This is a genomic window from uncultured Microbacterium sp. (genome assembly GCF_963524805.1).
Lineage (GTDB): Bacteria > Actinomycetota > Actinomycetes > Actinomycetales > Microbacteriaceae > Microbacterium.
The window spans coordinates 59,643-79,492 of record NZ_CAURGG010000006.1; the positions used below are offsets into that span (position 1 = coordinate 59,643).

Here is a 19,850-nt window from a genome sequence, read left to right on the forward strand (position 1 = left end):
GCAGCATCCCGAACCGCTCAGCGCGCGAGCCGGGACTCCAGTCCGAGCCGCACGGCCGGCCACTCGTGCGGAAGGATCGAGAAGACCACGGTGTCGCGCAGCGTGCCCTCGGGGCCGACCCGGTGGTTGCGCAGCACGCCGTCCTGCTTGGCCCCGAGACGGGCGATCGCCGCGCGCGACTGCAGATTGTGCCAGTGCGTGCGGAATTCGACCGCGATCGCATCGCACCGCTCGAACGCGTGCCCGAGCAGAAGAAGCTTCGCAGCGGTGTTGACCGCCGTGCGCTGTGCGTCGACGCCGAGCCAGGTGTGGCCGATCTCGACGTGCCGGTTGGCCTGGTCGATGTTGCAGAAGGTCGTCATGCCGACCGCGACGCCGGAATCGAGCCGGCGGATCGCCCACGGGTTCATCGAGCCCTGCTCGTGCCATGCGAGGCGCTGCGCGATGTCGCCGCCGACCGCGTCGGGCGTCGGGACCGACGTGTACCAGGCGTGCCCGAGCCCGACCGTCGCCGCGGTCAGTTCGTCCGCATGATCGGTCGTGAGCGGTTCGAGCCGCACGAAGGCGTTCTCGAGGGTGATCGCATCGCGCAGCAGCATGGGTCGAGCCTATGAGCTGGAGTCCGCGCGCATCGCCGCGTCGGCGGTCGGACCTGCGCTCGCCGGATCGCCGCCGTGCGACGCTTCGCGCGCCGCCGTCACCGCCCGGCGGCCGGCCGGCAGCCACACCGCGCCGCCCACGACGAGGAAGGTCAGCACGCCGGCCCCGACGAGCAGCCATTCGATCGGAACGAGGTCGGCCAGCGGCCCGAAGATCACCATGCCGATCGGCATGGCCAGCGCCATGACGATCCCGACGAACCCGAACACCCGTCCCTGGCGCTCGGGTTCCACCGTCTCCTGCAGCAGCGTCATCGACGGGGTGGAGAAGAACGGCACTCCCAGGCCCACGAGGAACATGAAGCCGAAGAACAGCCAGATGCTCGGCGACAACCCGAGTCCGATCGAGAGGATGCCGAACACGAGCGACGAGACGATGATCATGCCGATGCGGCTCCGCTTGGCGAAGAACGACGCGACGACGATGCCGCCCAGCACCATCCCGATGCTGAACGAGACCTCGAGCACCGCGAGGTTGATGACGTTCTGCTGCTCGCCGGCGTCGAACGTGCGCACGAGCATGAGCGGCGTGAGGTTGGACGGAGCCACGATCAGCACGAAGATGATCGCGAACAGCACGAGGAGCCAGCGCACGAAGGCGTGATGGGCGACGTAGCGCACCCCGTCGACCAGATCGGCGAAGTACCCGCTCGGCACGTCGCTCGCGCGCCGGACGGCGCCGACCGGGATCAGAGCGAGCAGGCCGATTCCGATGGCCGCCGTGACCACGTCGATGAAGAAGATCGGCACGAGGGATGCCGCCGACCCGTCGTTGCGGGACGAGGACCACGCGTAGATCGCCCCGGCCGCCGCGGGGGCGAGCAGCGCCATCGCGGACTGGATCGAGCCGTTGATGCCGTTGACCCGCATGAGGTTGCGGGCCGGCGTGATCTGCGGGATGAGCGCGGAGACGGCCGGCATCTGGATACCGGCTCCGGCCGAGCGCACCGCCATCGTGAGGAAGATCAGCCACACCGCGTCGTAACCGCTCAGCATCACCAGAGCGAGAACGAGAGTGGATGCCGCGATCCCCGCGTCGGCGGCCATGATCAGGTACTTGCGGTTGTGACGATCGGCCCACACGCCGCCGAAGATCGAGATGACCGCCTGCGGAAGGAATCCGAAGACCGCCGCCAGCATCATGATGACGCCCGAGCGGTATTCGATCGTCAGGTACCAGAAGACGGCGTACTGCACGAGCATCGAGCCGAGCAGGCTGATCGTCTGCCCGCTCAGGAAGAGGATGACCTTCCGCAGCCAGTGCGGCGGATCGGGCGTGGCGTCGACTGCGTCGGGTGCCGGGCTCGCGGCATCCACCGTCGCATCCCCGTCTTCGCTCATGCCCGTCACTGCGCTTCGTGCAGCAGCGCGCGCACTCCGTCGGTGAGCGCGCCCAGGCGCGCCCGGGCGTCGTCGGCCGAATTGCCGCGCACGTCGAGGTACGCCTTGAGCTTCGGCTCGGTGCCGCTCGGCCGCACGATCAGGCGCGAGCCGTCCGCCATCCACAGCCGCAGGACATCGCCGGGCGGCAGGTCGTCGACGCCGTCGAGCAGATCCTCGACCCGGTCCACCTCGACACCGCCGATGGCCGAGGGATGCTGCGCGCGCAGCTGCGACATGATCCGCTCGATCCGCGAGAGGTCCTCCACCCGGACCGACACCTGGTCGCTCGCGAAGAAGCCGAAGGTCGCATCGAACTCGGCGAGCACCCGCGCGAGGCTCTCACCCCGCTCGCGCGCCTCGGTCACCAAGCCGAGCATGGCGATCGCCGCCGAGATGCCGTCCTTGTCGCGAACCGTGCCCGGGTTGACCAGGTAGCCGAGCGCCTCTTCGAACCCGAACACCAGGCCGGGGGCCCGCGAGATCCACTTGAAGCCGGTCAAGGTGGTGTGGAACTCGAGTCCGTAATGATCGGCGACCGCCTCCAGCCCGGGGGAGGACACGAGCGAGCAGGCCAGAGAAGCACCCGGTGCGGCGCCGTTCTCGCGGGCGAGCCGCGCGGCGCGCCAGCCCAGGAGCAGGCCGATCTGATTGCCGGTCAGGCGACGCCACCCGCCCACGGCGTGCGGATCGGGCACGGCGACGGCGAGCCGGTCGGCGTCCGGGTCGTTCGCGATGATGAGGTCGGCATTCACGCTCCGCGCCGTTTCGAACGCCAGATCCATCGCGCCCGGCTCCTCCGGGTTGGGGAAGGAGACGGTCGGGAAAGCCCCGTCCGGGTGCAGCTGCGCATCCACCGGCACGGGTGCGGGGTAGCCGGCGACCTCGAGGATGCGCGAGAGCGTCTCCCATCCGACGCCGTGCATCGCGGTGTACACCCAGTTCAGTCCCGCAGCGCCCTCCGGTGCGGGGGCCACAGCCGCCGTGGCGGCCACGTAGGCCTCGACGACCGATTCGGGGGCGCGCTCGTATCCGACCGATCGCGGCAGCGCCGCCACGTCGCCGGCGGCTGCGATGCGCTCGATGTGCGTCGCGATCTCGGCGTCGGAGGGCGAGACGATCTGGGCGCCCTCGTCGGCGCCGCCCAAGTACACCTTGTACCCGTTGTCGTTCGGCGGGTTGTGGCTCGCGGTCACCATGACACCGGCATCCGCCCCCAGGTGACGCACGGCGAAGGCGAGGACCGGTGTCGGAAGGAGGCGCGGCAGCAGGATGGCCCGCACGCCCGCACCCGCGAACAGCTCGGCGGAATCGCGCGCGAACACCTCAGAGTTGCGCCGCCCGTCGTAGCCCACCACGACAGTCGGCGTGGCGTCTGCGCCCGCCCTCTCGCGCAGGAACGAGGCCAGTCCGGCGGCGGCCTGGGCCACCAGCACCCGGTTCATGCGGTTGCTTCCCGCACCGAGCTCACCGCGCAGGCCCGCGGTGCCGAAAGCGAGCCGGCCCGCGAACCGGTCGCCGAGCTCGGCGACGGCGGCGGCATCCCCCTCGTCCGAGCGGTCGAGAAGGTCGCTCAGCTGAGCACGCGTCTCGGGGTCGGGGTCCTGTGCGAGCCACGCGCGGGCGGTGGCCTCGAGGGCGCCGGCACTCACATCGCGCCGATCACGCGAGCCAGCAGCGACGAGATGACCGGCCCCGCCGCGTGCCCGGCCTCCATCACCTCCTGGTGGCTGAGCGGCGTCGTCTGGATGCCGGCGGCCATGTTCGTGATGAGCGAGAAGCCCAGGATCTCCATGCCCGCCTGGCGGGCGGCGATCGCCTCGAGGGCGGTCGACATGCCCACGATGTGGCCGCCGATCGCCTTGGCCCACTGCACTTCTGCGGGAGTCTCGTACTGCGGCCCGGTGAACTGGCAGTACACGCCCTCGTCGAGGGACGGGTCGATCGAGCGCGCGAGGTCGCGCAGCCGCATCGAGTACAAGTCGGTCAGGTCGATGAAGGTCGCGCCCTCGAGCGGAGTGGCGGCGGTGAGGTTGATGTGATCGCTGATCAGCACGGGCGTACCGGGCTTCCACGTGTGCCTGATCCCGCCGGCGCCGTTGGTGAGCACCATGGTGCGCGCCCCCGCGGCGGCGGCCGCACGGACGCTGTGCACGACGCGCCGCGGGCTGCGGGACTCGTAGTAGTGGGTGCGGGCGCCGATGATCAGCACGTGCCTCCCGCGCGGGGTGACCACGCTGCGCAGCGTTCCGACGTGGCCCTCGAGGGCGGGTCTGCTGAAGCCGGTGACCTCGGTGGCCGGAATCGTCGCGACGGTCTCGCCGATGAGCTCCGCCGCGCCGCCCCAGCCGCTGCCGAGAGTGAGCGCGATGTCGTGCCGCGGGACGCCGGTCAGTCGCGCGATGTCGTCCGCGGCCTCGGCCGCGATCTCGAACGGATCGGCCGCGAGGTCGTCGAGCGGGTTGGCGAGAGTGTGTGACATGCCCTCCACTCTAGGAACGCGGGAGCCGGTGAGCCACATCGGCCTGCGACCGGTGTCGTCGCCGTGTCCCTTCCTGGGAGGATGGAGGCATGTCTTTGAGCTTCGAGCGCACGCAGAGTGTCGCGATCATCGGTGGCGGACCCGGCGGCTACGAGGCGGCGATCGCCGCGGCGCAGCTGGGTGCGGAGGTCACCGTGGTCGAGCGCGCCGGCATCGGCGGTTCGGCGGTCATCACCGACGTGGTGCCCTCCAAGACGCTCATCGCCACGGCGGATGCCGCCGTCGCGATCGAGCAGGCGGGCGACCTCGGCGTGCAGCTGTTCGCGCGGGGCAAGGAAGGCAAGCCGCTCAAGCCCGAGATCGCCATCAACCTCGGTGCGGTCAACAAGCGCCTGCTCTCGCTCGCGCGCCAGCAGTCCGACGACATGCGCGCCTCCCTCGTCGAAGCGGGCGTGCGGATCATCTCCGGGTTCGGGCGCCTCGACAGCGACAACGCCGTGGTGGTCTCGACGGGTCCGAAGGGCACCGACTTCGACCGCATCGAGGCCGACACGCTCGTCGTCTCGACGGGCTCGTCGCCCCGCATCCTGCCCTCCGCCGTCCCCGACGGGGAGCGCATCCTCACCTGGACCCAGCTCTACGACATGCCCGCCCTGCCCGAGCACCTGATCGTCGTCGGCTCGGGCGTGACGGGGGCCGAGTTCGCCTCCGCCTACATGAACCTCGGGGCGAAGGTGACGCTGATCTCCAGCCGCGACCAGGTGCTTCCCGGGGAGGACAGGGACGCGGCATCCGTTCTCGAGAAGGTGTTCAAGCGGGGCGGGATGACCGTCCTGTCCAAGTCCCGTGCGCAGTCGGTCACGCGCGAGGGCGACGGCGTCGTGGTGGCGCTGGCCGACGGGCGGACCGTCGAGGGGAGCCACTGCCTGATGGCCGTCGGGTCGACGCCGAACACCGCGGGCCTGGGCCTGGAGGAAGCAGGCGTGCAGATGACCGACTCCGGGCACATCCAGGTCAATCGCGTTGCGCGCACGTCGGTGCCGAACATCTACGCGGCGGGCGACTGCACGACGTTCGTCCCGCTGGCCTCGGTCGCGTCCATGCAGGGGCGCATGGCCGTCTTCCACGCCCTCGGCGACGTCGTCATCCCCCTGGAGCACCGGCGCATCACATCGAACATCTTCACCGCTCCCGAGATCGCCACGGTCGGCTGGTCCGAGCAGGACATCGCCGACGGACTGGTCGACGGGGTCGTGCACAAGCTGCCGCTCTCGGCCAACCCGCGCGCGAAGATGATGGGCATCAAGGACGGATTCGTGAAGATCCTGGCCCGGCAGGGGAGCGGCACCGTGATCGGCGGAGTCATCGTCGCACCGCGAGCGTCGGAGCTGATCTACCCGATCGCGATCGCGTTCGAACGCCGGCTCACGGTCGACCAGCTCTCGCGGGTCTTCGCGGTGTACCCCTCGCTGACCACGAGCATCACGGACGCGGCGCGCGCCATGCACATCGTGGATCTGGCGAACGAAGACGGCTGAACGCACCCCCTGGACGGGGGAGGGCTAGGAGATCGTCAGCAGCTGGTGACCGGCCGACACCGTCGTGCCGGCGGTCGCGTTGATCCCGCCGATGACGCCGTCCTTATGCGCCTGGATCGGCTGCTCCATCTTCATCGCCTCGAGCACGACCACGAGGTCGCCCTTGACGACCTGCTGTCCGTCTTCGACCGCGACCTTGACGATCGTCGCCTGCATCGGGGACTTGACCGCGTCCCCGGAAGCGCCGGCGACGACGCTCGGCGCGTGGGAACGCCGGGAGGGCGGCACGGCCGCCGGCCGGGCTGACGCTCCCGGAGCGGCGACGATGCGGTCCGGCAGGCTCACTTCGAGCCGCTTTCCGGCGACCTCCACCACGACGGTGTGCCGGGCCTCGGCCGGCTTGGGCGCCTCGAGCTCGCCGTCCCACGGCGGGATGTCGTTCACGAACTCGGTCTCGATCCAGCGCGTGAACACGCCGAACACGCCGTCCTCCGCGGTGAAGGCGGGATCGCGGACGACCTTGCGGTGGAAGGGGAGCACGGTCGGCAGTCCGGCGACCTCGAACTCGTCCAGCGCGCGGCGGGCGCGCTCGAGGGCTTCCGCGCGATCGCGACCGGTGACGACGATCTTGCCCAGCAGCGAGTCGAACGCCCCGCTGACCGAGTCGCCCGCAGTCACTCCGGAATCCAGACGGATGCCGGGACCTCCGAACGTCTTGAACACGTGGATCGGACCCGGCTGGGGGAGGAACCCGCGGCCGGGGTCCTCGCCGTTGACCCGGAATTCGATCGAGTGCCCGACCGGCACGGGGTCGACGTAGTCGATCGTGCCGCCCTCGGCGATGCGGAACTGCTCGCGCACCAGGTCGATGCCGGTGACCTCTTCCGAAACGGGGTGCTCGACCTGCAGGCGCGTGTTCACCTCGAGGAACGAGATCGTGCCGTCCGCGCCGATCAGGAACTCGCACGTGCCGGCGCCGACGTAGCCCACTTCGCGCAGGATCGCCTTGGAGGACTCGTAGAGCGTGCGGTTCTGCTCGTCGCTGAGGAACGGCGCGGGCGCCTCCTCCACGAGCTTCTGGTGCCGGCGCTGCAGCGAGCAGTCGCGCGTGGAGATCACCACGACGTTGCCGGCGGCATCCGCCAGGCACTGCGTCTCGACGTGCCTGGGCTTGTCGAGGTACTTCTCCACGAAGCACTCGCCGCGTCCGAACGCCGTGATCGCCTCGCGCGTGGCCGACTCGAACATCTCGGCGATCTCGTCGTACTCGCGGGCGACCTTGAGACCCCGGCCGCCGCCGCCGTACGCCGCCTTGATCGCGATCGGCAGACCGAACTCCTCGGCGAAGGCGATGACCTCCTCGGCGCCTGCGACGGGCCCCGGCGTGCCCGGTGCGAGCGGTGCTCCCACCTTCTCGGCGACGTGGCGAGCCGTGACCTTGTCACCGAGGGCCTCGATCGCCTCGGGCGACGGGCCGATCCAGATCAGCCCGACATCCATCACCGCCCGGGCGAAGCCGGCGTTCTCGGCGAGGAACCCGTAGCCCGGGTGCACGGCGTCCGCGCCGGAGCGGCGCGCGACCGAGAGGATCTTCTCGATCGAGAGGTAGGTGTCGGCGCTCGTCGCCCCGTCGAGGGCGTACGACTCGTCGGCGAGTCGCGCGTGCAGCGCATCGCGATCCTGATCGGCGTAGACCGCGACCGATGATTTTCCGGCGTCCCGTGCGGCGCGGATGACGCGGACGGCGATCTCGCCGCGGTTGGCGACGAGAACCTTGGCGATCTGAGGCATGGATGCCAGCCTACCCACGCGCCGGGGCGCCCTTTTGAGTCCCCTGTACAAGAAAGACGCGGGAACGTGTGGGGGAGTCTACGAGGGGTACCGAACGATTGCCGGCGGTTCCGAGCGGTCAGAAGCGATTCCACAGATCGGTCCACGTGACACCGAGCTCGGCGGTCAGGCGGCGCACGGTCGACAGCGACATCCCCACCACCGTGGACGGGTCGCCCTCGACCCTGTCGATGAACGCTCCACCCAGGCTGTCGATCGTGAACGCGCCCGCGACGTGCAGCGGCTCGCCGGAGGCGACATACGCATCGATCTCGGCGTCCGTCACGTCCGCGGCGAAGCCGACGGATGCCGCGGCGACGGCGTGCGCTTCGGCCGACGAACCGCCGCTCACCCTGATCACGCTGTGCCCGGAGTGCAGCATCCCCGTTCGTCCCCGCATCCGCCGCCAGCGCTGCGTGGCAGCCTGGGCCGTGTAGGGCTTGCCGAGGATCTCGCCGTCGATCTCGAACATCGAGTCTCCGCCGATCACGATCCCCTCGAAGCCGTCCCCAGTGACGCGCGCAGCGACATCGGCGGCCTTGAGGCGCGCCAGCAGCAGCACGTGCTCGTCCGCGTCGAGGCGACGGCCCTGCGCTGCCTGCGTGCGCGCGATCACCGCCTCCTCGTCGACGTCGGGAGCCATGGTGACCGGCTCGATGCCCGCCTGCCGCAGCAGCATGAGCCGGGCGGGCGATGTCGAAGCGAGGCAGACCTGCATGCGTTCACGGTAGCCGTGCGGTGTCCGGCCTGTGGAATGCTCGTCGGGTGGATGCCGGAGACGAACTCGACCTCGATGTGACCAGCGTCGCGCACGGCGGCGTGTTCGTCGGGCGCATCCCCGACCCCCGAGCCGAATCCGGCCGCGGAGGGCGCGTCGTGTTCGTGCCGGACGCGATCCCCGGTGAGCGGGTGCGCATCCGCCTCACCGATGTCGGCAAGCAGTCCTTCTGGCGCGGCGACGTGCTGGAGGTGCTCGAGCCGTCGGGTCATCGCCGACCGCACATCTGGCGCCAGGCTGACGTGTCGGTCCCGCCCCACCTGCGCCCGGGCGGGGCGGACTTCGGGCACATCGAGCTGTCGCATCAGCGTGCTCTCAAGCTCGAGGTGCTGACCGATGCGCTGCGGCGCTTCGGAGGCGTGGAGATACCGGGCCTCGACATCCGTCCCGCCGGTCCGAGACAGGCTCACGGCGAAGGCGGGGAGAGCGCGGACGGCGGGGGATGGCGCACCCGGGTCAGCCTGCACGTGGATGCCGACGGCTATGTCGGCCCCTTCGCCGCCCGCAGTCACTCCGTGATCGCGGTGGAGGAGTACCCGCTCGCGACCGCCGAGGTGGCTGAGGCGGCGCTCGGGATCGCGCAGGGCCGTCCGGGCCGGATCGATCTCGTGCAGCCCGCGGACGGGCGCGTGCGGGTCATCCCGCGACCGGATGCGGCGAAGTCCGGTCCGCGCGAGGCGCGCGAGGTCGTCATCGAGCGCGTCGGGCAGCGCGAGTTCCGCGTGGATGCCGGCGGGTTCTGGCAGGTGCACCGGCTCGCGGCCGCCACGCTCGACGATGCGGTCCGCCGGGCGATCACGGACCTCTCGCCCGGCGCAGCGCCCTTGGACCCCGATGCATGGCACCTGGACCTCTACGGCGGCGTCGGGCTCTTCGCCGTGGCCGTCGCCGACCTGGGCGGCGCGCGCGTCACCTCGGTCGAGTCGGACCCGAGGGCCACCGAGCATGCCGGGGAGAACCTGGCGCAGTGGGTGGGCGCCCGTGCCGAGACCGCCCGTGTCGACCGCTACCTCAACCGGCTCGTGGCCGACGCCACCGAGCGGGAACGGGCGCGTCTGTCCCGGGGTGTGATCGTCCTCGACCCGCCCCGCTCCGGCGCCGGTCGGCAGGTCGTCGAGGGCGTCGCCGCACTCGGGCCGGCGGCCGTCGTCTACGTCGCGTGCGACCCCGTCGCCCTGGCGCGCGACGTCGCGACCTTCCGTGCCGCCGGCTACGAACTGTCCGCCGTGTCGGCATACGACCTGTTCCCGCACTCGCACCACATCGAGGCGATCGCCACGTTCGTCCGCTGAGGCGCGCGCGGACACTCCCGCGTCGGCCCGCCCGGCGTCGGTAGGCTGAACTCATGACCCGTGTCGCGCTGATCGATGATCACGAGTCCGTGCGGCTCGGGCTCGAAGCCGCGTGTGCCCGGGCGCAGAACGTCGTGGTGTTCTCCGGCAGCAGCGTCACGGGCTACCTCGACTGGCGGGCCTTCAGCGCAGCGGCGCCGGCCGATGTCGTGGTGCTCGATCTCACTCTGGGCGATGGCACGACTGTCACCGAGAACGTCCGCCGACTGGTCGTGGACGGCTCGAGCATCATCATCCACAGCGTCGCCGACCGCCCGGCGGCGGTGCGCGAAGCGCTGGCCGCCGGCGCTGCGGGCGTGGTGAGCAAAGCCTCGCCCATCGGCGATGTCATCGCGGCGATCACCACCGTGGCCAGCGGCGAGCCCCTGAACAACGTCGAGTGGGCCAGCGCCGTGGAGGGGGACCGCGCATTCGCCGACGCGCAGCTGTCGGCGCGGGAGCGAGACGTGCTCCGCCTCTACGCCGCGGGGCTTCCCCTCAAAGTGGTGGCCGACCGGCTGGGCGTCGCCTACTCCACGGCCAAGGAGAACATCACCCGCGTTCGGGTCAAGTACGTCGAAGTCGGACGCCCGGCCCCGACGAAGGTCGACCTGCTGCGACGCGCGATGGAGGACGGCATCCTCGCCGAGCCCAGCGACCGTGAGGGTGCCGGTGGACTCGGAGTCTGAGAGCACCCGCGCCATCCTCGACGACGCCTGGGGACACATCCCCCAGACGCGCGAGACCACCGCAGGTCTCGGCTCGTTCACTCGGCTGCGCATCGAGCGGATCATCGCCGTCGTCGTGGGGCTCGGCAGCCTCGCGCTGGGCGCCCAGGCGCTCCTGGCCGCGGTGACCGAGCCCGTACAGGAGAACCCGGCGTGGCACGTGCCGCTCATGGTGATGACCTTCGTGCCCCTCGGTGCGATGGTCATCGCCTGCGCCCTGGGTCGCGGAGTCCGCCTGTTCGCCGGAATCTTCGCGGTGATCTATCCGGTGGCGCTGCTGCTGTGGCCCGCAGCGAGCGTCGGCGGCGAGGCGGACCCGGCGAGGGAACCGTGGATCTGGTTCCTCGTCAACGTCGCCACGGTCGCCAGCGTGCTGGCGTTTCCGCTGGTGCTGCAGGTCGTCTGGACGGCGCTCATCCCCCTCCTGTTCGGCGTGGTGCGCCTGATGCAGGCCGACTTCGCGCGCGAGTACTGGTACTCGGTCACTCTCGACGTCTCCTTCGCCCTCATCCTCGGAGGGATGCTGACCACCCTGGGCTGGGTGTTCCGCTCGGTCGCGGCCAATGTCGATGAGACCCGAGCGCGCGCCGTCGAGTCCTACGCCGCTGCAGCGTCGGCCGATGCCGCCGAGCAGGAGCGGGTGGCGGTCGCCGCGCTCATGCACGACAGCGTCCTGGCGGCTCTCATCGCCGCGGAGCGCGCGCACACTCCCCGTGAGCGGACGCTCGCCGTCGCGATGGCGCGCGAAGCGCTCACACGACTGGCCAACACCGAGCAGGGCGCGGAAGAAGGCAGCGACGAGCCGCGCGATGCCTCCAGCATCGCCGACGACATCGAACGAGCCGCGCTCGAGCTGGGTGTGCGGCTGAGCGTCGCACGCGACATCGACGCCGCGACCCCGCCGATGCCCGGACGCGTCGCCCGGGCGCTCGTGCTCGCGACGGCCCAGGCCATCGCGAACGCCGCCCAGCATGCAGGTGGATCTGGTCTCGCCGTCACCGTCGAGGGCAGCGTGGACCCTGCACGAACCTGCATCGCGGTGCGCGACACCGGTGAGGGCTTCGACCTGGACCGCGTGCCGCACGACCGGCTCGGCATCCGCGCCTCGATCTTCGCCCGCGTCGCCGCCGTCGGAGGTACGAGCGAGATCCATTCCGACCGACGCGGAACGACAGTCCGCCTGGAGTGGGGGGAGGTGCCCGCGTGATCAGCGTCCGCCGCATCATCGTCGGCATCGGCCTGGCCTTCACGGCATACCTCGCGCTGCGGGGCCTCTGGTGGACGGCTCCGGTGCTGCAGCCGCTGGTGATCGTCGCGTCCCTGAGTCTGTATCTGGCCACCACGTGGCTCTGCATCTTCTGGGAGCCGCGGACCGCGCTCGCTCCGAAGCAGCCGGATGCGGCGGCGACTCCGCTCATCGGAAGGTCGCGGACATCGCTTCCGCGCTGGGCAGGGGTGATGGCGCTGGCCTCGGCGTTCATCGTGCCGAGCGCGATCGCCGTGGCCGTCGGGCCCGAGAACCGAACCGAGCCGTTCGCGACGTGGTACCTCGGCGGGATCGGCGCCCTCATGACCATCGTGATGGTGCGCCGCCGGCCCTGGGTGGCATGGATCGGGACCGCGGCCCTGGCCGTGGCCTCCATCGGCTGGATGGGCTTGTTCCCGGCGCTGAGCCTGGGCCTGGTCGGATCGATCGTGTGGGTGGCGGCCACCCAGCTCATGCTGATGTCCATCGATCGCGCCGCACGGGACACCGCTCAGCTGGCCCAGCTGCAGCGCGCCGCTTCGGCATGGCAGGCGTCCCAGAGCGGGCGGCAGCGGGAGCGGCGCATCCAGGTGCAGCGCGCCCTCGCGGTCGCAGGCCCCGTGCTCACCCAGGCGGTGGCTTCGGGGGGCTCCCTCAGCGAGGACGAGCGGACCCAGGCGCGGCTGGCGGAGGGGCGCCTGCGCGACGAGATGCGCGGGCCGCGGCTTCTCGATGACGCGGTGCACGCCGAACTCGAGCGCGCGCGTCGGCGCGGCACGAACGTGACAGTCCTGGACGAGGGCGGCCTGGACGGGCTGGACGAGCCGACCCTGGCGATCATCCGCGGCGAACTGGCCGAGACGCTGCGTTCCGCGCGCTCGGACCGGCTCTACATCCGCACCTCGCCGGATGAGAAGGTCGCCGTGACCGTCGTGGGCCGCTCGGCCGCAGGTCAGGGGCTCTCCGACGAGGATGCCGTGGACCTGTGGCGCGAGATCGGCCACCCCGGCGCAGCCTGAGAGGTTATCGCTCCCCGTCCCGGCGGGGGAGGGGAGCCGGGGCGGGGAGCGAAGGAGAAGGAGGTGAGGGGCGGCGAAGCCGCCCGCCCCTCACCTGGCGGACAGTTACCCGAAAACCGTCCGCGTGGCCGAACCTGAGCTTCCCAGAGGAAAGCAGGTCGGCCGAACGCAAAATGCGTTCCAGCTCCTCAAGTATGGGTCGGGGTCAACCCCGCCGTCTGTAGGTATTTCGGGGGACACGCATGCAACGGAATGCGGATGCCGGACTCAGCCGGATCGGGCCCAGCCGAGGTCCCGCCGCAGCGGCGCGCGCAGCGAGCGCTGCGACAGCGACCACGCGGAAGGAACGGTTTCGTCGTCCACGGTCGCGGCGGCGGACTCCTCCGCGTAGGCCTCCGTGACGACGGCCATCAGAGCCGCGAGCTCGTCGGCGTCCGCCTCGCCACGCAGGAGGTCCACGCGCATGGAGTCCGGGACTTCCGCGGGAGTGGTCACAGCGGGATGTTCCCGTGCTTCTTGGGCGGCAGGCTCGCGCGCTTGCCGCGAAGCGAGCGCAATGCCTTCGCGACCGCGACCCGGGTCTGCGCCGGTTCGATGATGCCGTCCAGCTCACCGCGCTCGGCGGCCAGGAACGGGGAGGCCACATCGTACGTGTACTCGTTCGCCAGCCGCGTCCGCACAGCGGCGACGTCCTCGCCGGCCTCCTCCGCCCGCTTGATCTCGGGGCGGTAGAGGATGTTCACGGCGCCCTGGCCGCCCATCACCGCGATCTCGGCCGTCGGCCAGGCGAGATTGATGTCGGCGCCGAGCTGCTTGGACCCCATGACGATGTACGCGCCGCCGTAGGCCTTGCGAAGGATGACGGTCACGAGCGGCACGGTGGCCTCGGCGTAGGCGTAGAGGAGCTTCGCCCCGCGGCGGATGACGCCCTCCCACTCCTGGTCGGTGCCCGGAAGGTAGCCCGGCACGTCGACCAGCGTGAGGATCGGCACCGAGAACGCGTCGCAGAATCTGACGAAGCGGCTGGCCTTCTCGCCCGCCTGGATGTTCAAGGTTCCCGCCATCTGCGACGGCTGATTCGCGATGATCCCGACGGTGCGACCCTCGACCCGTCCGAAGCCGATCACGATGTTCGGCGCGAAGAGCGGCTGCACCTCGAGGAAGTCGCCCGCATCGACGATGTGCGCGATGACCTGATGGATGTCGTACGGCTGATTCGCGGAATCCGGAACGATCGTGTTCAGCGAGCGGTCGGCATCCGTCGTCTCGAACTCGAACGCGCTCTCGTACACAGGCAGCTCCGACATGTTGTTGTCGGGCAGGAAGCCGAGAAGCGTGCGCGCGTAGTCGATCGCATCCTCCTCGTCTTCGGCGAGGTAATGCGCGACACCCGAGCGGGTGTTGTGCGTGTAGGCGCCGCCGAGTTCCTCCATGCCGACGTCCTCGCCGGTCACGGTCTTGATGACATCGGGACCGGTCACGAACATCTGACTGGTCTTGTCGACCATGATCACGAAGTCCGTGAGGGCCGGGGAGTACACGGCGCCACCGGCGGCCGGACCCATGATGAGCGAGATCTGCGGGATCACTCCCGAGGCGCGGGTGTTGAGGCGGAAGATCTCGCCGTACTTCCCGAGTGCCACGACGCCCTCCTGGATGCGGGCGCCTCCCGAGTCCAGGATGCCGATGATCGGCATCCCGCCACGCAGGGCGAACTCCATGATCTTGATGATCTTCTCGCCGGCGACCTCGCCGAGCGATCCTCCGAAGGTCGAGAAGTCCTGGGCGTACACCGCCACGGTGCGGCCGTGGATCGTGCCGACGCCGGTGACCACGGAATCGCCGTACGGGCGGGACTTGTCCATTCCGAACGCCGTCGTGCGGTGGCGCACGTACTCGTCGAACTCCACGAAGCTGCCGACATCGACGAGCATCTCGATCCGCTGCCGGGCGGTGAGCTTGCCTTTGGCATGCTGCTTCGCCTGAGCGGTCTTCTCCGCGTCCACCACGGCCTCCTGGAAGCGGGAGCGGAGGTCGGCGATCTTGCCGGCGGTGGTCGAGAGGTCGCTGGGTTCGGTCACGCGTTCCAGACTATCGGCGGGGTCCTCCCGCCGGTTGGAGAGTGCCCACAAGGGCGTGCCGCATCCGCTGTCCGTCCCGGCCATGCCGCCCGCGCGTAGGGTGATGATCATGCCGTTTCCGCTCGAGGGCTACCCTCTCGCCGCCGCCGTCTCGCCCCGCCTGCAGGTCGTCGAGACGACCGGTTCGACCAACGCCGATCTGGTCGCGGCGGCCGCAGCCGACGGCGAGGAGTGGCCGCACCTGTCGGTGCTGCTGACCACGGACCAGCGCGCCGGCCGCGGACGCCTGGACCGCACCTGGACGACTCCGCCGGGAACGGCGCTCGCCGTCTCGGTGCTCGTGCGCGTGCCCGACGTGCCGGCTCCCGCTCGCGGCTGGATTCCGCTCGTGGCGGGGGCGGCCATGACACGTGCCGTCATGGACCAGCTGCGCGGCACGGGACACACGGCCGGACTCAAGTGGCCCAACGACGTGCTGCTGGACGGCGGCAAGGTGAGCGGCATCCTGGCCGAGGTCGTCCCCGGCGATCCGACGGCGGTCGTGATCGGCGCCGGAGTGAACACCCGCATGTCGCGCGCCGATCTGCCGATCGAGACGGCGACCTCCTTCGCCGCCGCCGGTCTCGAGGTCGACGACGACCGGCTGCTCGCGGAGTACCTGCGGGCGCTGGACGAGCAGCTGGGCGCGCTCGCCTTCGCTCACGGGGATGCCGCGGCCGCCGGCATCCTGGGTGAGCTCGAGGCGCTCTGCACGACGATCGGCTCGGAAGTGGTCGTGTCGCTGCCGGATGGCACCAAGCTCAGCGGACGCGCCCAGCGCATCGACTCCGAGGGCCGGCTCGTCGTGGCCGACGGCGATGTCGAGACGGCCGTCTCGGCCGGAGACGTGGTGCACGTGCGCTGAGCGTGGGCGTGGCAGCCCGCGGTGTCCTCGCCGAGGGTCACAATGGGAGCATGACCCAGCCGACCACGTACGGCGGTCGACCGCCGATGGTGGTCCCCGGCGCTCCGACGCCCGAGCTGCGCGTGGCCCGGTTCCGGGGGCACGCGCGCAGGCTGACGTGGTCGGCGCTCGTGCTCATCGCGGTCGCCGCAGCCACCGGCTACTTCTACGGCAATCTTCCGGCGCCTTTCGAGAACTGGATGCTGCTGACCGCAGCGGCCGTCGTGGTGCTGTTCCTCGCGCTGCTGCCCTTCCTCGCCTGGTGGTCGCACGTCTATACGATCACCACCCGGCGTGTGATGGAGCGGTGGGGCATCTTCGGCGTGCACCGGCGCGAGTTGAGTCACGTGCGCGGCTACTCCGTGCAGGAGCGCCGCGGCCTGCTGCAGCGCATGTGGGGCGTCGGCACACTCGTCCTCTCCAACGGCGTCGACGAGCCGATGCGCCTCTCGAACGTTCCGAGCATCGCCCTCGTGCACGAGGCCCTCGTCGATCAGGTCGAGGTCAACCAGATCCTCGCCCACCGCGATGCGCAGTCGTTCCCTCCGATGCCGCCGGCCCCTTCCGCCGGCTGACGGTGGCCCGCCGCTGCGCGGCGTGATCGGGTCGCCCGTCTGCGCGATGATGGAGGCGCAGGACGGACGGGGAGGATGCTCATGGCGATGCGGGTCGGAGTGATCGGTGGAGGGCAGCTGGCGCGGATGATGATCGCCCCGGCGGTCGAGCTCGGTGTCGAGCTGCGGGTCCTCGCCGAAGATCCCGGCATGTCGGCATCCCTCGCCGCCACGGCGGTGGGCGACTACCGAGACGCGGCGACCGTGCTCGATTTCGCCCGCGACGTCGACGTGATCACGTTCGACCACGAGCATGTGCCGCAGGATGTGCTCGCGGCGCTCGTCGAGGCCGGCGTCGCGGTGCACCCGGGACCGCGCGCACTGGGAATCGCGCAGGACAAGCTGGTCATGCGCGCGCGGCTGCAGGAACTGGGGATGCCGCAGCCCGACTGGGCCGCCGTGGCCGGACGAGACGACCTGCAGCACTTCCTCGACGCTCACGGCGGCCGTGCCGTCGTCAAGACCCCGCGAGGCGGTTACGACGGCAAGGGTGTTCGCGTCGTCTCCGCCGCCACCGAGGCGGATGACTGGTTCGCCGCCCTGGCCGAAGACGGACGCGGGGGAGAGCTCCTCGCGGAGGAGCTCGTCGACTTCACGCGGGAACTGGCGCAGCAGGTCGCCCGCCGCCCGTCGGGGCAGATGCGTGCGTACCCGGTCGTGGAGACGGTGCAGCGAGGCGGCGTCTGCGCCGAGGTGATCGCTCCGGCCCCGCACACCGTCGCCCGGCTGACCGAGGTCGCCGCGCAGATCGGCGTCGCGATCGCCGAAGGCCTCGAGGTGACGGGGATGCTCGCCGTGGAGCTGTTCGAGACCAGAGACCAGCGGCTCCTCGTCAACGAATTGGCGATGCGACCCCACAACAGCGGCCACTGGACCCAGGACGGGGCCGTCACGAGCCAATTCGAGCAGCACCTGCGCGCCGTGCTGGATCTGCCGCTCGGCGTGGCCGAGCCGCTCGCTGCGTGGTCCGTCATGATCAACATCCTCGGCGGCCCGGCGCAGGGTTCGCTCGACGAACGCTTCGCCGCCGCGATGGACGCTCATCCCGCGGCCAAGGTCCACACGTACGGCAAGAGCCCGCGGCCGGGTCGCAAGGTCGGGCACGTCAACGTCGTCGGGGCGGACCTCGATGACGTCGTCTACGAGGCCCGGGCCGCCGCGGCCGTCTTCCTGGACTGACCGCGCCGTTGCGGGGTTCTTCCAGGCATGCCCCCTAGCCTGGTCGGGTGACTGAGTCCAACGCGCCCGCCGAGCCCGTGGACAGCCTGCGGTTGCATTCCTCCGCCGCCCCGCTGGTCGGCGTCGTGATGGGTTCGGACTCCGATTGGCGCGTCATGAGCGACGCGTCGCAGATCCTGACCGACTTCGGCATTGCGCACGAAGTCGAGGTCGTCTCGGCGCACCGGACGCCCGACAAGCTGATGAGCTATGGGAGAGACGCCCGCCGTCGCGGCCTTCGTGCCATCATCGCGGGGGCCGGCGGCGCCGCCCATCTGCCCGGCATGCTCGCCTCCGTCACCTCTCTGCCCGTGATCGGCGTGCCCGTCCCGCTCGCAACCCTCGACGGCATGGATTCGCTGCTGAGCATCGTCCAGATGCCCGCGGGGATTCCGGTCGCGGCCGTGTCGATCGGCGGAGCGAAGAACGCCGGCCTTCTCGCCATCCGCATCCTCGGCGCGACCGATGCGGGTCTGGGCGACAGGGTCGAGGCCTACGCCCGTGAGCTGGAGGCTCAGGTGCAGGACAAGAACCGGCGGCTCAAGGAGTCCCTGTGAGCGTCGCCAGTCCGCCGCGACCGACCCAGGCGCGCCTCCCGTCGGCGAAGGTCGTGCAGGATCGTCCGCTGCGCTACCCCGACGCATCCTCTCGCGAGGTCATGACCCGACGCGGCTGGTGGCTGGTGCTGCTGAACTTCCTGCTTCCCGGCTCCGCCCAGGCGGCAGCCGGCAATCGCCGGCTCGCCAAGATCGGCCTCGCCTCGACGCTGGCCATGTGGGTGCTGCTGATCCTCGGCGCGCTCAGCGCGCTGCTGTGGCAGCAGGTGTTCCTCACGATCGTCACCAACTGGTTCGCCCTGCTGCTGATCCAAGGGCTGCTCATCGCCTATGCCGTGCTGTGGCTCGTGCTCACGATCGACACGCTGCGCCTCGTGCGGCTCGTGAAGACGGGGACGGCCGCTCGGTTCGGCATCCTGGGTGTGGCCATCGCGCTGCTGATCGCCTCCACCGGCGGAGCGGCGTACGCCGCGCAGTCCGTCGGCGCGGCACGGGACGCGCTGGGCGCGATCTTCGGCGCCAGCGGACCGTCGGTGCCTCCGAGCGACGGGTACTACAACATCCTGCTGCTGGGAGCCGACAGCGGCGAGGGGCGCGACTCCATGCGCTTCGACAGCATCTCGGTCGTCTCGGTCAACGCCACCACCGGCGCGACCACGATCACCGGCATCCCGCGCGACATGCCCAAGGTGCCGTTCTCGGCGGGACCGATGCAGGACGAATACCCGGATGGGCACGAGGGGTACGCGAACGCCAGCTGCGGCTGGGGGAGCGGCATCAACCAGCTGCGCACCGAGGTCGAGGTCTGCCAGGACGGCAACGCGCTGTACCCGGACGCGCTCGCGAACGGATCGGAGCCGGGCATCGAGGCGACGAAGGATGCCGCCGAGGGCGTGCTCGGGATCGAGATCCCGTACTACGTCTTCGTGGACATGCACGGGTTCGCGTCGCTGGTGGACGCACTCGGGGGCGTCGACATCACGGTCGCGGAGCGCATCCCGGAAGGCGGTGGCCCGGCCTACGAAGGTCAGTCCGCCGAAGAATGGGCGACCGGCTGGATCGAGGTCGGACCCCAGCACATGGACGGCGACACGGCGCAGTGGTACGCCCGCTCGCGATACACCACCTCGGATTTCGATCGGATGAAGCGACAGCGTCAGCTGCAGGCGGCGATCCTCGCCCAGTTCACACCTCAGGTCGTCCTGACGCGCTTCCAGGACGTCGCTGCCGCAGGACAGGACCTGATCCAGACCGACCTACCGCAGTCGCTGCTCCCCTTCCTCGCCGAGCTCGCGCTGAAGGCGAAAGAACTGCCCGTGGCGACGATCGAGCTCACTCCTGAGGGCGGCATCGACGAGTACGACCCCGACTTCGCGTACATTCAGCAGCTCGTCCAGCAGACCCTGCACCCGCCGACGCCGACGCCTACTCCCGAGGGCTGAGTCG

At 70.5% G+C, this 19,850-nt stretch carries 18 protein-coding genes; 10 read left to right on the forward strand and 8 right to left on the reverse strand.

What is annotated here, in order from left to right; all coding sequences use genetic code 11:
• Positions 1-17: 17 nt before the first annotated feature.
• Genes RWQ91_RS12325 through RWQ91_RS12340 form a run of 4 tightly spaced genes read right to left on the reverse strand, consistent with a single transcriptional unit; the run spans position 18 to position 4,521 of the window.
• Positions 18-599 (reverse strand): GNAT family protein, encoded by a 582-nt coding sequence (locus tag RWQ91_RS12325; protein ID WP_314506426.1) that lies wholly within the window; start codon positions 597-599, stop codon positions 18-20.
• Positions 600-608: 9 nt separating this feature from the next.
• Positions 609-2,000, reverse strand: a complete 1,392-nt coding sequence (locus RWQ91_RS12330) for an MFS transporter (protein ID WP_314506427.1) — start codon at positions 1,998-2,000, stop codon at positions 609-611.
• 5 nt (positions 2,001-2,005) lie between these two features.
• Positions 2,006-3,691, reverse strand: coding sequence for a phospho-sugar mutase (locus RWQ91_RS12335; RefSeq protein ID WP_314506428.1), 1,686 nt, complete (start codon positions 3,689-3,691; stop codon positions 2,006-2,008).
• Positions 3,688-4,521 (reverse strand): purine-nucleoside phosphorylase, encoded by an 834-nt coding sequence (locus RWQ91_RS12340; protein ID WP_314506430.1) that lies wholly within the window; start codon positions 4,519-4,521, stop codon positions 3,688-3,690. The genes RWQ91_RS12335 and RWQ91_RS12340 overlap by 4 nt, the downstream gene beginning before the upstream one ends.
• Positions 4,522-4,610: 89 nt before the next feature.
• Here RWQ91_RS12340 and RWQ91_RS12345 point away from each other — a divergent pair, with 89 nt between their 5' ends.
• The gene (locus RWQ91_RS12345; protein ID WP_314506433.1) at positions 4,611-6,059 is read left to right on the forward strand and encodes an NAD(P)H-quinone dehydrogenase; all 1,449 of its coding nucleotides are present in this window, start codon (positions 4,611-4,613) and stop codon (positions 6,057-6,059) included.
• A gap of 24 nt (positions 6,060-6,083) precedes the next feature.
• On the opposite strand, the gene RWQ91_RS12350 is transcribed toward RWQ91_RS12345, so the two are convergent.
• Entirely contained in the window at positions 6,084-7,850 is a 1,767-nt protein-coding gene (locus tag RWQ91_RS12350; protein WP_314506436.1) for a biotin carboxylase N-terminal domain-containing protein, read from the reverse strand.
• Positions 7,851-7,968: 118 nt separating this feature from the next.
• Entirely contained in the window at positions 7,969-8,607 is a 639-nt protein-coding gene (locus RWQ91_RS12355) for a Maf family protein (RefSeq protein ID WP_314506439.1), read from the reverse strand.
• Between the two features lie 47 nt (positions 8,608-8,654).
• Between RWQ91_RS12355 and RWQ91_RS12360 the strand changes: the two genes are divergently transcribed.
• Genes RWQ91_RS12360 through RWQ91_RS12375 form a run of 4 tightly spaced genes read left to right on the forward strand, consistent with a single transcriptional unit; the run spans position 8,655 to position 12,991 of the window.
• The gene (locus tag RWQ91_RS12360) at positions 8,655-9,959 is read left to right on the forward strand and encodes a TRAM domain-containing protein (RefSeq protein ID WP_314506441.1); all 1,305 of its coding nucleotides are present in this window, start codon (positions 8,655-8,657) and stop codon (positions 9,957-9,959) included.
• Positions 9,960-10,012: 53 nt separating this feature from the next.
• Entirely contained in the window at positions 10,013-10,687 is a 675-nt protein-coding gene (locus RWQ91_RS12365; RefSeq protein ID WP_314506442.1) for a response regulator, read from the forward strand.
• Positions 10,671-11,933 (forward strand): ATP-binding protein, encoded by a 1,263-nt coding sequence (locus tag RWQ91_RS12370; RefSeq protein WP_314506444.1) that lies wholly within the window; start codon positions 10,671-10,673, stop codon positions 11,931-11,933. Before RWQ91_RS12365 ends, RWQ91_RS12370 begins: the two co-directional genes overlap by 17 nt.
• On the forward strand, positions 11,930-12,991 hold the full coding sequence (locus RWQ91_RS12375; protein WP_314506445.1) for a hypothetical protein: 1,062 nt from the start codon (positions 11,930-11,932) through the stop codon (positions 12,989-12,991). Before RWQ91_RS12370 ends, RWQ91_RS12375 begins: the two co-directional genes overlap by 4 nt.
• Before the next feature lie 267 nt (positions 12,992-13,258).
• Here RWQ91_RS12375 and RWQ91_RS12380 read toward each other — a convergent pair whose 3' ends face one another.
• Together RWQ91_RS12380 and RWQ91_RS12385 are read right to left on the reverse strand one after the other, a co-directional pair.
• Entirely contained in the window at positions 13,259-13,486 is a 228-nt protein-coding gene (locus RWQ91_RS12380; RefSeq protein ID WP_314506447.1) for an acyl-CoA carboxylase subunit epsilon, read from the reverse strand.
• Positions 13,483-15,072, reverse strand: a complete 1,590-nt coding sequence (locus tag RWQ91_RS12385; protein ID WP_314506448.1) for an acyl-CoA carboxylase subunit beta — start codon at positions 15,070-15,072, stop codon at positions 13,483-13,485. Before RWQ91_RS12385 ends, RWQ91_RS12380 begins: the two co-directional genes overlap by 4 nt.
• 109 nt (positions 15,073-15,181) lie before the next feature.
• On the opposite strand from RWQ91_RS12385, the gene RWQ91_RS12390 reads away from it, so the two are divergent.
• From RWQ91_RS12390 to RWQ91_RS12410, 5 genes are all read left to right on the forward strand, one after another.
• Entirely contained in the window at positions 15,182-15,976 is a 795-nt protein-coding gene (locus RWQ91_RS12390; protein ID WP_314506450.1) for a biotin--[acetyl-CoA-carboxylase] ligase, read from the forward strand.
• Positions 15,977-16,026: 50 nt separating this feature from the next.
• Positions 16,027-16,590: a PH domain-containing protein gene (locus RWQ91_RS12395; RefSeq protein ID WP_314506452.1), complete on the forward strand. Its 564-nt coding sequence runs from the start codon at positions 16,027-16,029 to the stop codon at positions 16,588-16,590.
• A gap of 81 nt (positions 16,591-16,671) precedes the next feature.
• A complete protein-coding gene (locus RWQ91_RS12400; RefSeq protein WP_314506454.1) occupies positions 16,672-17,808 on the forward strand; it encodes a 5-(carboxyamino)imidazole ribonucleotide synthase in 1,137 nt (378 codons plus the stop codon).
• 128 nt (positions 17,809-17,936) lie between these two features.
• Positions 17,937-18,404: a 5-(carboxyamino)imidazole ribonucleotide mutase gene (gene purE / locus RWQ91_RS12405; protein ID WP_314506612.1), complete on the forward strand. Its 468-nt coding sequence runs from the start codon at positions 17,937-17,939 to the stop codon at positions 18,402-18,404.
• Complete coding sequence (locus tag RWQ91_RS12410) at positions 18,401-19,846, forward strand: LCP family protein (RefSeq protein ID WP_314506455.1); 1,446 nt, start codon at positions 18,401-18,403, stop codon at positions 19,844-19,846. Before purE ends, RWQ91_RS12410 begins: the two co-directional genes overlap by 4 nt.
• The last annotated feature ends 4 nt before the right edge of the window (positions 19,847-19,850 follow it).